This window comes from Roseivirga misakiensis, assembly GCF_001747105.1.
GTDB classification, from domain to species: domain Bacteria; phylum Bacteroidota; class Bacteroidia; order Cytophagales; family Cyclobacteriaceae; genus Roseivirga; species Roseivirga misakiensis.
Genome location: NZ_MDGQ01000005.1, coordinates 100,821 through 115,312, shown reverse-complemented (window position 1 = coordinate 115,312; position 14,492 = coordinate 100,821). Strand labels below are relative to the sequence as shown.

The 14,492-nt window shown below is 38.4% G+C and carries 14 protein-coding genes; 8 read left to right on the top strand and 6 right to left on the bottom strand.

What is annotated here, in order from left to right; all coding sequences use genetic code 11:
- The first annotated feature begins 685 nt into the window (after nucleotides 1-685).
- From BFP71_RS08105 to BFP71_RS08075, 8 genes are all read left to right on the top strand, one after another.
- A complete protein-coding gene (locus BFP71_RS08105; RefSeq protein WP_069834993.1) occupies nucleotides 686-883 on the top strand; it encodes a hypothetical protein in 198 nt (65 codons plus the stop codon).
- 29 nt (nucleotides 884-912) lie between these two features.
- Nucleotides 913-1,779 (top strand): hypothetical protein, encoded by an 867-nt coding sequence (locus BFP71_RS08100; protein ID WP_141719713.1) that lies wholly within the window; start codon nucleotides 913-915, stop codon nucleotides 1,777-1,779.
- A gap of 7 nt (nucleotides 1,780-1,786) precedes the next feature.
- Complete coding sequence (locus BFP71_RS08095; protein ID WP_069834991.1) at nucleotides 1,787-3,961, top strand: peptidase domain-containing ABC transporter; 2,175 nt, start codon at nucleotides 1,787-1,789, stop codon at nucleotides 3,959-3,961.
- Between the two features lie 5 nt (nucleotides 3,962-3,966).
- Entirely contained in the window at nucleotides 3,967-4,152 is a 186-nt protein-coding gene (locus BFP71_RS19360; protein WP_176723337.1) for a hypothetical protein, read from the top strand.
- 186 nt (nucleotides 4,153-4,338) lie between these two features.
- Complete coding sequence (locus BFP71_RS08090; protein ID WP_069834990.1) at nucleotides 4,339-6,603, top strand: ATP-dependent helicase; 2,265 nt, start codon at nucleotides 4,339-4,341, stop codon at nucleotides 6,601-6,603.
- 62 nt (nucleotides 6,604-6,665) lie between these two features.
- Complete coding sequence (locus BFP71_RS08085) at nucleotides 6,666-7,322, top strand: DUF4290 domain-containing protein (protein ID WP_069834989.1); 657 nt, start codon at nucleotides 6,666-6,668, stop codon at nucleotides 7,320-7,322.
- Entirely contained in the window at nucleotides 7,323-8,630 is a 1,308-nt protein-coding gene (murA, locus tag BFP71_RS08080) for a UDP-N-acetylglucosamine 1-carboxyvinyltransferase (protein ID WP_069834988.1), read from the top strand. It begins immediately after the preceding gene.
- A 185-nt stretch (nucleotides 8,631-8,815) separates the two neighbouring features.
- Nucleotides 8,816-9,493, top strand: coding sequence for a hypothetical protein (locus BFP71_RS08075; RefSeq protein WP_069834987.1), 678 nt, complete (start codon nucleotides 8,816-8,818; stop codon nucleotides 9,491-9,493).
- On the opposite strand, the gene BFP71_RS08070 is transcribed toward BFP71_RS08075, so the two are convergent.
- From BFP71_RS08070 to dnaN, 6 genes are all read right to left on the bottom strand, one after another.
- Nucleotides 9,494-10,831, bottom strand: coding sequence for a sulfate adenylyltransferase subunit 1 (locus BFP71_RS08070; protein WP_245701829.1), 1,338 nt, complete (start codon nucleotides 10,829-10,831; stop codon nucleotides 9,494-9,496).
- The gene (gene cysD, locus BFP71_RS08065; protein WP_069834985.1) at nucleotides 10,743-11,648 is read right to left on the bottom strand and encodes a sulfate adenylyltransferase subunit CysD; all 906 of its coding nucleotides are present in this window, start codon (nucleotides 11,646-11,648) and stop codon (nucleotides 10,743-10,745) included. Before cysD ends, BFP71_RS08070 begins: the two co-directional genes overlap by 89 nt.
- Nucleotides 11,649-11,650: 2 nt before the next feature.
- Nucleotides 11,651-12,349, bottom strand: a complete 699-nt coding sequence (locus BFP71_RS08060) for a phosphoadenylyl-sulfate reductase (RefSeq protein WP_069834984.1) — start codon at nucleotides 12,347-12,349, stop codon at nucleotides 11,651-11,653.
- Between the two features lie 8 nt (nucleotides 12,350-12,357).
- Nucleotides 12,358-12,606 (bottom strand): DUF2061 domain-containing protein, encoded by a 249-nt coding sequence (locus BFP71_RS08055; protein WP_069834983.1) that lies wholly within the window; start codon nucleotides 12,604-12,606, stop codon nucleotides 12,358-12,360.
- 79 nt (nucleotides 12,607-12,685) lie between these two features.
- Nucleotides 12,686-13,099, bottom strand: a complete 414-nt coding sequence (locus BFP71_RS08050) for an RrF2 family transcriptional regulator (RefSeq protein WP_069834982.1) — start codon at nucleotides 13,097-13,099, stop codon at nucleotides 12,686-12,688.
- Nucleotides 13,100-13,183: 84 nt separating this feature from the next.
- Nucleotides 13,184-14,305 carry a DNA polymerase III subunit beta gene (gene dnaN / locus BFP71_RS08045; RefSeq protein ID WP_069834981.1) on the bottom strand — a complete coding sequence of 374 codons (1,122 nt, stop codon included), beginning with the start codon at nucleotides 14,303-14,305 and terminating at the stop codon, nucleotides 13,184-13,186.
- Between the last annotated feature and the right edge of the window lie 187 nt (nucleotides 14,306-14,492).

Here is a 14,492-nt window from a genome sequence, read left to right as displayed (position 1 = left end):
TTCTGAATGGGTAAACTATTTACTGGTGATTCCTTACATGATGGCCATAATACTCTTTTCATTCGTATCAGTTTGGCTCGGTAACTTTATATACTTTCGAGAATTAAAAGGTGCCTACGTACTCAAATCATCATTTGAATCTCACTTTATCTTTCCTCTTAGCTACATGGTTCTTGTTGCAACAAAAATCTTATTCATTAACCCGAATATCTCAGAGATTGAGAACAATGATTTCCAATCACTACTATGGTTTTTTAAAGAAAAAACCATCAATCCTACTCTACGAGACATCTTAAAGTTCATTACAATTACTCAAGCAGTATATATTATTCTCTTTGCAGTTAGGCTTCATAAAAATGGGAAACATTCATTTTTTCAATGCTTCAAAACAATCGCCTTATCTTATTATGGCATACTATTACTTATTGTGTCAATATTAAGTTTATCAAATTTTATTTTCAATTAAACTATATAATTATGCAAAAATTAAAGAGTGAACAGTTATCGAATCTAACAGGTGGCAAATTTTGGGGCTGGACTGATTGGAAGTGTACGAGCACTACAAACAATGGACTGTGTTGGACAAATTGCGTCCGAAAACACTTTACATTTTTTATCCGAGATTCCTACGAATACAATTCTGGAACTTGTGAACAAATTGCGAACGAATTAACTGTTAATTAAGATGAAAGAATTAAGTCTAAAATCTATGGAGAACATCAGTGGATCTAAGTTTTTTGGCTGGACTGATTGGGAATGTGGAGAGGTAGTTTGGTACAGCCCTTTTCAATGTGGTAAAACCTGCACAAGAACATATCACGCTTTCTTCATTCGTACCAAAACAGAGGTCAAAAGTGATATTGGATTATGTATCCGTGTATGACAGCATGTTTTTTTAAACAATTTAATTTATTGGCTCTACTGGTTGTGTCATCTGTGGCTAATGATACGTTTGCCCAAGGCAGAACTTTCATACTCCTAGATAAAACAAACTCAGAGCCAATATCTTATGCTACAGTCAAAGCCAATAACGGGAACTTTACCTACTCAAATGAAACAGGTATTTTTACTGTGGAATTTGTTGAAAGTATAAAAATTCAACACGTCGCATATAGCAGTACAATTTTTTTTGCAAAGTCTATTATATCTGACACATTACTCTTAGAACCTCTAGAGGTCAATTTAGGGTCGTTCGTTGTCAACGCTAATGCCGAAAAACAAGAGACTATTGGTAATCTCACAAAGAAGAAAAATTTCACTATCAACATAAACACTAAAATGGAGATTGTGTTATTCATCCCTAACGATGAGTACCCTAAGAACAGTCGAGTCTTATCGATAAAAATACCGCTATTCAATCTAAAAAAGGTCGAATATAATGATCTAATACTTAGACCAAAATTTTATACATACACTCATGGTAATGAGTTTCCAGACAAAGAATTTGGTAAGGTAAAAGAGACCTTTTTTGTTTCAGATAGTAATCAAAAATATTATTCAATTGATGTAAGTGAATACGGACTCAGGTTACCCGATAATGGTTTTTATGTAGGTATTGAGTTGATTGGATTTGTTGATTCCAAGGGAAGATTGGTGCAAGGCAACGTTGATATGAATACTATTGGCCTCCGAGGGAAGGTCGATAAAAAAGTATCGAAATACAAAACATTCACGAAAACAAATGACGCCAAATGGCACCTTGCCCATTTTAACGAATTGTTTATCGGTAAAAAAACCTGGAATGTGAATCTGTCATTAGGTTTAATTGTCTCGAAATGAGTAATTCATGATAAGCCAAATACGAATTAAACATGTAAAGCAAAGAGATCAATCGGACTGCGGAGTCGCTTGCCTTGCTACCATTCTTCGATATTTTGATTCCGAGATTAGTTTGGAAAGACTTCGAGAAATCAGTGGTACAACCAAGGAAGGAACGACGCTGTTAGGACTTTTTCAAGCAGCAAATGAAATTGGACTGAAGGCAGATGGTTTTCAGGGTAGGTTAAAAGATCTAAAATCTCTTAAAAACCCTGCCATATTACATGTAATTATTAATCAAGAACTACAACACTATATTTGCTTATTTGGATATCGAAATGGCAAATTTCTTATCAGTGATCCAGCAGAAAAGATTAAATATTTAACTGAGCAAGATCTTACAGAGATATGGAAATCAAAAGCACTTCTCTTACTTAAGCCTACAAATAAGCTCAAACGCTCAAAAGAACAAAAAAGCAAAAAGAAGAATTGGCTCCTTTCCTTGGTCAAAGAAGACTACGGCATCCTTGGTATAGCCACATTTTTGGGGATTATTATATCAGTTTTAGGCATAAGTACTGCTATTTTTTCACAACGGCTAATTGATGATATTCTACCAAGTCAAGATTCTGAGCGGCTTATTTTGGGCTTAACACTCCTTACCACTTTATTACTTGCGAAGTCTGGTGTGCTCTATTTAAGAACACTAATAATTCTTAGGCAGTCAAAAGATTTTAATAATCGAATTATAAAAAAATTTTATAGCGCATTACTTTATTTACCTAAACGCTTTTTTGATACACGTAAGACTGGTGAGTTAATTGCTCGAATGAATGATACCAACAGAATTCAACGTACCATCAGCTTTGTACTTGGAGATACTTTGATTCAGTTACTTTTGGGTTTAACGTCCATAGTTTTTGTCTTTACTTACTCTTGGGAAATAGGTGTGTTGCTCTTGTCCTTTATTCCCATTTACCTCTTTGTCATTTGGAAGTTTATTAACCCAATCACAGCAGGGCAAAGAGAGGTCATGCAGTCTTATGCCTTGAATGAAAGTAATTATGTAGATACGATTCAAGGGATTGAGGTCATCAAAAACCAGACAAAAGAGTCTGTTTTCAGTAAAATAACTGAATCTATTTATGGCCGTTTTCAGAACAAAGTTTATCACTTGGGATATATTGGCCTCAAATATGGAATTATTACTCAAGTAGTGGGCGTTCTGGCTATGACTTCTATTTTGGCCTTTGCGTCGTTCCTTGTCCTAAGAAATAAACTTCAAATTGGCGAATTGGTAGCCCTAACATCAATGGCGGGAGGGATTTTCCCCGCAATCGAAGGAATGACGAATGCACATATCCAAATTAGAGAAGCTAAAATTGCTTTCGACAGAATGTATGAATTCACATCAATCGAACCAGAATTTAATCCTACTATAACCTTTCAAGAAATCAAGGAAGTTCAATCATTGACGGTTGAAAATTTAAGCTTCCGTTTTCCAGGAAGAAAACAATTATTAAAGGAGTTCAATCTAGAACTTAGAAAAGGTAAAACGGTTTGTCTTTTGGGTGAGAGCGGAGGAGGCAAGAGTACTTTTATACAGATTCTTCAAAAATTCTATACGCAAGAGGGAGGTTGCATAAAACTTGATAATCAAGAATATTCAGAAATTAATACAACGGCCATTCGATCCAAAATCGGAGTCGTCCCGCAAGAAATTAAGATATTCAATGGCAGCCTCCTTGATAATATCCTTTTGGGGGTGTCTGACGCTGAACCCAAAAAAATAGAAGCATTTATGTTGAAATATGGTTTTGATGAATATTTCAATCAATTCCCACAAAGTTATGGGACGATTTTAGGTGAAGAAGGTGTAAATATTTCTGGAGGACAAAAGCAGCTAGTTGGTCTTGCGAGAGCTTTGTGGTCAAACCCTGAAATTCTTTTACTCGACGAGGCTACATCTGCCTTGGACCGAAAGACTGAGCAGTTTGTTTTAACAATTCTCAAAAAGCTGAAAGAGTCAAAACTTATTCTTTTGGTAACTCATAGAATAACCACGGCAGCTAAGTCAGACAAGATTTACATTTTGGAAAATAACACCATAAGTCAGTCGGGTTCTCCATCGGAATTACTAAAAAACGGAAACTTTTTTAGTGATTTTTATAGGGAAAACAATCTTAAACTTATAATAAACTAACATTTGTGATCAAGCCTCTTCGTATTATTCAGGTGCTCTTGGTTCTCACATATATTTTGCTTTACTTCTTCCCTGAATGGTTTGTATTTGACAGTCAAGGGTGGGCACATTATCTAATGGCATTCTTGTTTGGTACATTCATCATTACAGGATGGTATGATTATCAAAACAGAAAGAAGAGACAGAAGTAGTTTGTCCGCTGTATGGATAACGGGATATTTCTAATTAGTTAGAACACTTCTTGGAGAAAGTAGCTAAGAAAGAAATAATTGAAAAGCACCTTTTATTTTCAACTGACCCAGTAACTTTAAGTGTTTCCCGAGTCGAAAGTCTTATCTTGCAAACAGATCGACTTTAGATAGAAATCACCCTTTTTCATGGATTACTTAGCATCACTCAACGAGCCCCAATACGAAGGTGTAGTCAACACCGAAGGACCTGCAATGATTATTGCCGGTGCTGGGTCTGGTAAAACGCGTGTGCTGACTTATCGCATCGCTTATTTGATCAAGGAAAAAGGTGTCGATCCATTTAGCATTCTAGCGCTGACCTTTACCAATAAGGCGGCAAAAGAAATGCGTGAGAGAATTGCCACCGTTGTAGGAAGTAATGCTCGTAATTTATGGATGGGCACTTTTCACTCTGTTTTTGCTAGAATTCTTCGAGCAGAAGCTGACAGATTGGGTTACCCCAGCAATTTTACAATTTACGATGCCGACGACTCGAAGTCTTTGATCAAGACTATTGTAAAAGAGTTCGGTCTAGATGATAAGGTTTACAAACCGAATGTAGTTTTTAGCCGTATTTCAAGCGCTAAAAACAGGTTAGTTTCATGGCAAGAATATGTAAACAATCCAATCTACGCTGCAGATGACGAAACGGCGCAGAAACCAGAAATGGGGCGTATTTATAAGACTTATGCCCAAAGGTGCTTCAAAGCTAATGCCATGGACTTTGATGACCTGCTCTTCCAAACAAACGTCTTATTCAGAGATCATGTAGATATCTTGAACAAATACCAACATCGGTTTAAATATGTATTGGTAGACGAGTTTCAGGACACCAACGTTTCTCAATACTTAATCACTAAAAAGCTTTCAGCGGTAAGCCAAAATATCGCGGTGGTTGGTGACGATGCGCAATCTATTTATGCCTTCCGAGGTGCCAATATTGAGAATATCCTGAATTTCGAGAAAGACTTTCCAGATTTGAAAGTGATCAAATTGGAGCAGAATTATAGATCGACTCAGAATATCGTCAATGCTGCCAACTCGGTTATTGCCAGAAATAAAGGTCAGATCAAAAAGAAGGTTTGGACAACAAATAATGATGGGAATAGGATTGACCTTATCAAATCAATCTCTGATAACGAAGAAGGTCGGTTCGTGGCCTCTGCCATCTTTGAGCAGAAAAGTCAAAACAACTATAAAAACGAAGATTTCGCCATTCTCTATCGAACGAATAGCCAATCTAGGGCAATTGAAGAATCTTTAAGGAAATCTGGTATTCATTATAAGATTTATGGCGGTTTGTCTTTCTATCAGCGGAAAGAAATCAAAGATTTAATGGCTTACCTGAGGTTTGCCATGAATACTGCTGACGAACAGTCATTTCGTAGAATCATTAACCTTCCAAAACGTGGAATCGGCCCAACTTCTGTTGAAAAGATAGTTGTCGCAGCTTTCGAGCATGACATTCCGCTATGGGAAGTGTTGAACAATGTAAATGCATTTCTGCCGGGAAGGGCTGCTAATGCTGTCAACGATTTCGTAACGCTCATTAAGAGTTTCCAGATTTACGTTCAATCGAAAGATGCTTACGAAACTGCTAGTCATATTGCCAAAAACTCCGGCCTACTCAAAGAGCTTTATGATGATAAGACTGTTGAAGGGCTTAACCGATATGAAAACGTTCAAGAGCTTTTGAACGCAATCAAGGAATTTGTTGAAACGCCCGAGGTTGAAGATAAAAGTCTCGGTGCCTTCTTACAGGATGTAGCCCTATTGACCGATCAGGATAACGAAGATCCAGATAATAAGGATTTTGTGTCGCTAATGACAATCCATTCTTCCAAAGGGTTAGAATTCAAGAACGTGTTTATCGTTGGATTGGAAGAAGACCTTTTTCCATCGCAAATGATGATGAGCAGTCGCGACGACTTAGAGGAAGAGAGAAGACTTTTTTATGTGGCAATTACAAGAGCCAAGGAAAATTTATACTTCTCCTATGCTCTATCACGTTATCGCTATGGAAGGTTGATCAATTGTGAACCTAGTAGATTTATTGAAGAAGTAGACCCTAGTTTCATTTTTGTCAATACTCGGTACGGCAGCAGAGAGCCAAAACTTGGAAGAAATGATGGGCCTCCGGGTTTTAATGCAAATTTTGCAAGGAACTTGATGGCCAATAAAAAATCAGCACCTAAGAAGCCACTGCAGTATCATAAGCCATCGGCCGACTTCAGACCTAGTGATACTTCTGGTCTTCAAGAAGGCATGAAAGTGGAGCATCCGAAATTTGGTTTTGGAAAAGTATCCAAAATGGATACTTCTGGAGCCAATAAAAAAGCCAAAGTTATTTTCGAAGACTTCGGCGAAAAGACATTATTACTCACATTCGCCAAACTAAGGATAGTGGAATAGGCCAAGTGCCATAGCCGCGCTTTAAGATATTTATTGTTAATTTGGTGTATACTTAAAAATTAATGGGATTAGAATACAATACAGAACGAACTGACGTAAGGCTAAAAGAATATGGCCGCAATATTCAAAAGTTAGTTAACCACATAAGAACCATCGAGGACGACGAGAAAAGAAGTGCTTATGCACAAACGCTCACGGACCTTATGAAACAGATCAACCCTAATCTAAAGGCAAATGTCGATAGCGATCAGAAAGTATGGGATGATCTATATATCATTTCCAATTTCGACTTAGCCATAGATGCTCCTTTCCCAATGCCAGAAAAGTCGGCTATTGGTAAAAAACCACAAAGAGTAGCTTACAAGAGCTCAAAAATCAGATATATGCACTATGGAAGAAGTGTTGAGATCATGATTGAGCAGGCTATCCAAATGGAAGATCCTGAATCAAAAAAGTCGGCGGTTATCCATATCGGTAGGCTAATGAAAGGCTTCTACAATACTTGGAATAAGGATAATATCGATGATGAAATCATCCTCAAGCAGATCAAACAACTTTCGAACAATCAACTCGATATCCCAATCGAAGAAGTGAAAGAATTCGGTCTTTTCAACAATAACATCAAAGAGAAAAGACATCATAACCGCGACAATAGAGGCGATCGCGATAAAAAACATCACAACCGAAGAAGAGGTAATAACAATAGACGCAGAAACTAAATGTCCTCATTTGTCATTGAAGGTGGCACCAGACTTTCAGGGGAAATTATTCCTCAAGGTGCAAAAAATGAAGCATTACAAATCCTATGTGCGGTTCTCCTAACTCCGGAAACCGTTACTATCCATAAAGTACCGGACATCCGTGATGTCAATAAACTCATAGAGCTGCTGGCTGATATGGGTGTGGAAGTGAAACACCTCTCTGGCGAGAGCTACTCTTTTTGTGCTAAAGATGTTGATATAGACTATCTCGAAACTGACGAGTTTAGAAAAAAAGCTTCTTCTCTACGTGGGTCGATTATGATCTTAGGGCCTCTGTTGGCTCGATTTGGAAAGGGTAAAATCTCTAAACCTGGTGGAGATAAGATAGGCCGAAGAAGACTAGACACTCATTTTATTGGGTTTCAAAAACTTGGGGCAAGATTTTTATACGAAGCTGAAACGGGCATGTACCATATCGATGCTTCAGACTTAAAAGGCACTTACATGCTTTTGGATGAAGCTTCTGTTACAGGTACGGCCAATATTCTTATGGCAGCTGTCTTAGCCAAAGGCAAAACCACCATTTATAATGCAGCCTGTGAGCCTTATTTACAGCAGTTATCTAAGATGTTGAACAGAATGGGCGCCAAAATCACAGGCGTTGGTTCAAATCTACTACATATTGAAGGTGTTGAGGCCCTAGCCGGAACAGACCACACCATGCTACCTGATATGATTGAAATTGGGTCTTTCATTGGTATGGCTGCCATGACACAATCAGAAATCACGATCAAAGATTGCCAAATTCCAGAGCTTGGTCTTATTCCAGAAACTTTTAGAAGACTTGGGATTAAAATGGAGTTTCGAGGCGATGATATTTATGTACCTGCACAAGAGAACTATGAGATAGAAACTTTCATCGATGGTTCTATCATGACAATTGCCGATGCCATATGGCCTGGTTTAACGCCAGACTTACTGAGCATTGTATTAGTCGTTGCTGCGCAGGCAAAAGGCACCGTTTTAGTGCATCAAAAGATGTTTGAAAGTCGCCTATTTTTTGTAGATAAGCTCATTGACATGGGTGCTCAAATTATCCTTTGTGACCCACACAGAGCGACTGTTATTGGTCTTAATAGGCAGCAAAAGTTAAAAGGAATTCGAATGACTTCCCCTGATATTAGGGCGGGTCAGGCACTATTAATCGCTGCATTATCCGCGGAAGGTACTAGTGTAATTGATAACGTGGAACAAATCGATCGGGGTTATCAGCATATAGATACTAGGCTAAATGCACTTGGTGCTAAAATCGAGCGTATCGAATAATATTTTCAAAGTACTGAATTAATTGCGTTGAATCTGCTGTACCGTTAAGCCATAGGTCAAATTAAAGGTCGAAAGCTTGTTCAATGATATAATCGATACTTATCATTAAATTCGAATTTGTGTATACAAGGTGTTTAATCATCTTTATACAACTGAATTCTAGATTAGGCAAAAGCTCTTAGTTCATGGTTAAATTTGGCACTTCCAGAAGACTCAAGAAAAACGACATCTACACTTATTTGATGGAGATTTTCATAGTGATTTTTGGTATCACGGTGGCCTATCAGCTCAATGTTTACTATGAAGACAAAAAAGACTTAAAGCTTGAAGAATCCGCCATAGAAAGGGTTTTGAGTGAAATTGAGGCCAACCAAGGTGCCTTTGGGAACCTTATCCAAAATAGATTGAAATTACAGAACGACACCCGTCAATTGGCTAGATTTTTATTCGCGGGCGATGCTCTTTCAGAAGATAGTATCAGTCACTATCTATTTGACATCAATAAGACCTACAAACCAATTATGCAGATGGAAGCGCTAAACTTCTATCTAAACACCAATTACACTAATAAAAATTCCGACCTGAAAAGTGACTTACTTATTCTCAAAGGTCTTTACCTTGAACTTCGTGATGTGGTAGAATACTATGTCCGAATGAAAGAAAAATACTATGGTGATTTTCTTGTTTCAGATGTAGATTTTGGGGAAGAAAGAATCGTATCACTGGAGAAAATCAAAAGCGTTGAGTTCAAGAACCTTGTCGTGAATTTGCTTTCCAACGAACTTGAACTAAACGCTTTGCTAGACAAAGTTTTTGGTGAGTCTATGCCGGTTCAAGAAAAATTAGAGGATAGAATCCGCTAATTAGTCTACAAAACCGACCCCTACCGTATTATTAGTTGCCTCATCAATTAAAATAAAAGCACCATTATCTCGATTCTTTGCATAAGAATCGGCGAAAATAGGTTTTGCTAATTTGAGTGAAACTTTTCCTATATCGTTCAATTCAAGTGCAGATACACCGATCTCTTTGTCAAAAGTAGATGTATTGAGTTTGTGACTTATCGCGGACACTTTAACCCTGGTTTGATTGATACCATGTTGCAGTCTGTAGCCTTTACCAGCAAATAAAGGCTCACTATCCATCCAACAAACATCGGCACTTAACTGCTTAATACCCGTGGGTAAATCGTCTTTCACAATCATATCACCCCGACTAACATCGATATCATCTTCAAGTCTTAAAACCACTGATTCACTTGCGGAAACGGCATTTAATTTCCCATCAAACTTTTCCAAGCTTTTGATTTTAGACCTTAAGCCTGAAGGTAAAACACTGACTTCATCTCCAACACGAAAATCACCACTCGCTACCCTCCCAGCGTAGCCTCTGTAATCATGAAATTCGTCAGATTTGGGCCTAATAACATGCTGAACTGGAAAACGAGCAGGGAGATCATCAGTGGATTGTTGTGCATCGACAGCTTCTAAAGTTGTTAGTAGGACATCTCCAAGGTACCACTCCATTTGGTTCGATCTTGACGCGATATTTTCGCCATATAAAGAGCTTACTGGAATAAAGTCTACAGAAACATTCTCAAATTCCTCATGATCCAAAACAGTATGAAAATCCTTGACGATCTCATTGAATCTTTCTTGGCTATAAGCCACTAAATCCATTTTATTAACACAAACGACAATCTTAGGCACCTTCAAAAGTTTGGCAATATAAAGGTGTCGATAGGTTTGCTCCACCATGCCATTTCGGGCATCCACTAACACGATCGACAGATCGGCATTGGAAGCACCAGTAACCATATTTCGAGTATACTCAATATGTCCGGGAGTATCTGCAATGATGAACTTTCGGCTCGGGGTAGAAAAATAAATATGAGCAACATCTATAGTTATCCCTTGTTCTCTTTCGGCCACCAAACCGTCGGTTAGTAAAGATAAGTCTGTATAATCAAGCCCTTTTCGCCTACTACTTTCCTCAATCGCTAAAAGTTTATCAGTCTCGATTGAATTAGTATCATACAAAAGCCGACCAATTAAAGTACTCTTGCCATCGTCTACGCTACCTGCCGTAGCGATCCGTAATACCGATTTGTTTCTAGAAATAGCCATCGTTCTTTCTTTTTTCCATTGCAGCTTCAGATCGGCGATCGTCCATTCGGGCACCCCTTTCCGAAATTGTTGCACTTAAAATTTCCTTGATTACATCGTCAATATGATCCGCCTCAGATTCAACTGCCGCTGTACAGGTCATATCGCCAACCGTTCTAAACCTCACTTTCTTTGTTAGCACCTGTTCATCGGAAGTCTTATTGATGAATTGTGAGTCAGGCCAAATCATGCCATCTCTTTCAAAGATTTCTCGATCATGAGCATAATAAATCGAAGGAATGGCCAACTCCTCTTCTTTGATATAATTCCAAACGTCAATTTCTGTCCAGTTAGAAATCGGAAAAACCCGCACATTTTCGCCGACATTAATCCGCCCATTTAGCATGTCAAACAGTTCGGGCCGTTGGCGTTTCGCATCCCACTGACCAAAATCGTCTCGGACCGAGAATATCCTTTCTTTTGCTCTTGCCTTTTCCTCGTCGCGTCGAGCACCTCCGATACAAGCATCGAATTTATGCGCTTCGATAGCCGATAATAAAGTGACGGTCTGTAGGGCATTTCTACTGGCATATTTGCCTGTCTCCTCGCTAACTATTTTCTGGTCAATAGCATCTTGTACATAGTGTACAATCAACTCAAGACCTAACTCTTGAACAAGGGCGTCTCGAAAAGCGATGGTCTCTGGAAAGTTATGCCCAGTATCGACGTGTAGGAGCGGAAAGGGTATTTTGCCTGGGTGAAAAGCCTTTTGGGCAAGTCTAACCAAGGTAATAGAGTCCTTGCCTCCTGAAAAAAGGAGTACAGGTCGTTCGAACTGGGAAACAACTTCCCTAAAAATATAAATGGCCTCGTCTTCAAGTTCTCGAGGGAACTGTCCATTATTGATACTCATGATTAGGCTGTTTTTAATTGATGCAGTCCGCATTCCTTCTGTGATGTTTCCCACCACCAACGTCCGGCTCTAGAATCCTCTCCTGCTGTGATAGCTCTTGTACAAGGTGCACAACCGATGCTTATAAATCCTTGGTCGTGCAACTTATTGTAGGGCACATTATTCTCCTTTAGATAATCAAGAAGTTGATCATATGTCCAATCCAAAATAGGGTTGTACTTGATAACCTTATTTTGCTCATCCCATTCAACTTGCTCAAATTCTTCTCTATTCACAGATTGACCAGAGCGTAGTCCTGTAATCCAAACAGAAGCCCCTTCCAAGGCACGTTTTAGCGGCTCTACTTTTCTTACGAAGCAACATTCCTTCCTCGATGCTACCGAATTGTAGAAACTGTGCATCCCTTTTTCTGTCACTAACTGCTCAACATTCGCCGTATTGGGGTAGTAAACCGAAATTGGTTTTTTATATCTAGATCGAGTCTGATCGATCAATTCATAGGTCTCTTTGAAAAGCCTACCTGTATCCAAGGTAAAAACCTTAACATCGATATCATTTTTGAAAATCGCATGTGCTATTGCTTGATCTTCCTGACCAAAGGCTGATGAGAAAACGACTTTACCAGGGTACTGATTTGCTACAAACCTTAACCCTTCCTCAAAAGATTTTTCTTTTAGGCTACTCTTAAGTTCTTCGATCATCTTTTTGATTATTTATTCGATTTGACGTTAGCCCAAGCCCGCTCATGCAGGTAATAAAGAATCATTTTTGACACTACTTCTACTGAACCGATTGACAGGGCCATGGCCACTTCACCTGTTACGAAGTAGGAAATGATTATGGTATCAAGTGTCCCTAAAATCCGCCAACTGATTGTTTTTAGCAAGCTTCTTAAGTTGCTATCGGCACCAGATGCATTGGCTTCAACCTTTCTATTTATGACAGTATCCAGTAGCATTTTTAGTCATTTAAAATTTTTCGAATTACAAATCTATATAATCCCTACCATTTTTGTAGACTAACAACGCAAAAAAAATCTAACGGTTCCGCAAAATGTCTTTTAATGTCTTATTCTCTAGAACTTTTAATGTGTTATCCCTTACGTCGGCCATTACTCGATTAAGGCCACACACCTCTTCTTGGCAGTTTTCACATCGTTCGTAATAGTTGAGACTTACGCAAGGCAAAAGAGCGATCGGACCATCCAAAACCCTGATTATTTTGGCAAGCGCAATTTCATCGGCTGGCTTAATGAGGTAATAACCACCACCTTTACCCTTCTTACTTCCTAAGACTCCGGCCTTTTTAAGTTCGAGTAAGATGTTTTCTAAAAACTTCAAGGAAATCTGTCTCTCTTGGGAAATTTCCGAAATCAATACGGGGCCTTTACTGTAATTATCAGCTAAATAGGTTAAAGCGTGAAAAGCGTATTGTGTTTTCTTAGATAACAATGGCGTACAATTGAGAAGACAAGTTATTCAAAATTTAAACAAAAAAGGAGCCGAAGCTCCTTTACACATTTGTTTGTGATTCTTTTAGTAGTTGTTCAGCATCACTGGCATCACAAGCATTAAAATATCTTCACTTTCATCTTTCTCAGCCGGCACTATCAAACCAGCACGGTTTGGAGCAGACATTTGGAGTGTGATACTCTTTGAATGTAGGTTCGTCAACATTTCTACTAAGAACTTTGCATTGAACCCTATCTCTAGATCTTCTCCCTCATGTTCACAAGCTAAAGTTTCTTTCGCCTCGTTTGAGAAGTCTAAATCTTCCGCTGAAATAGTGAGCTCGCTACCAGTGATTTTTAATCTAATCTGGTGCGTGGTTTTATTGGCATAAATTGAAATCCTCTTTAACGAACCCAAGAATTCATTTCTGTCAATCGACATTTCTATCGGATTCTCAGTCGGGATTACATTTTCGTAATCAGGGAAACGCTCGTCGATGAGACGGCAGATCATTTTAATATTATTGAAATGGAAATATGCGTTAGAAGCATTGTACTCCATAATCACATTCGAATTTTCCGAAGGCAATGTAGATTTTAATAAGTTGAGCGCTTTTCTTGGTATAATGATCGACATACCAGAATCAGTAGCTACATCTACTCTTCTATATCTTACTAATCGGTGACCGTCAGTAGCTACAAAAGTTGTATTTGTATCATCAAGTTTAACGAAAACACCAGTCATGGCAGGCCTTAATTCGTCATTACTTGTCGCAAAAATTGTATTGTTAATCGCGCTACTCAATACATCGGTAGAAAGATCTACAGAGTAAGCATCAGTAACGTCTGGTACTTTTGGAAAATCGGTTGCGTTTTCTCCCGCTAATTTATATCGACCGTTATCCGAATTAATCTCAACGCTGTAAGTTTCCTTGTCTATACTGAAAGTCACTGGCTGCTCAGGTAAGTTTTTCAGCGTATCCATTAGTATTCTCGCTGGAACAGCAATACTTCCATCTTCTTTCGCCTCAACGTCAATTTCGGTAATCATGGAGGTTTGTAAATCAGATGCGGTAATGGTCAAAAGGCCGTCACTGATTTCGAATAAAAAGTTCTCTAAGATCGGCACCACAGGATTTGTAGTGATCACTCCATTGATATTCGAAAGGCGTTTCAGGAGTTCAGCTGAAGAAACAATAAACTTCATATAATGTCGATTTTTGCGGTGGTTTTATTAAACGGATAAAATTAACAATAAAATCAATACACCATACTTCAGGCTGGCTTTTTGAGCGGTACAAAAGGCCTTTTTTCAAAGAAAATATTACTTCCAATCCTGCGATAATGGCAAGGCTTCTGACCAATCAAAAATTATTTCTTCAATATTACCCTAC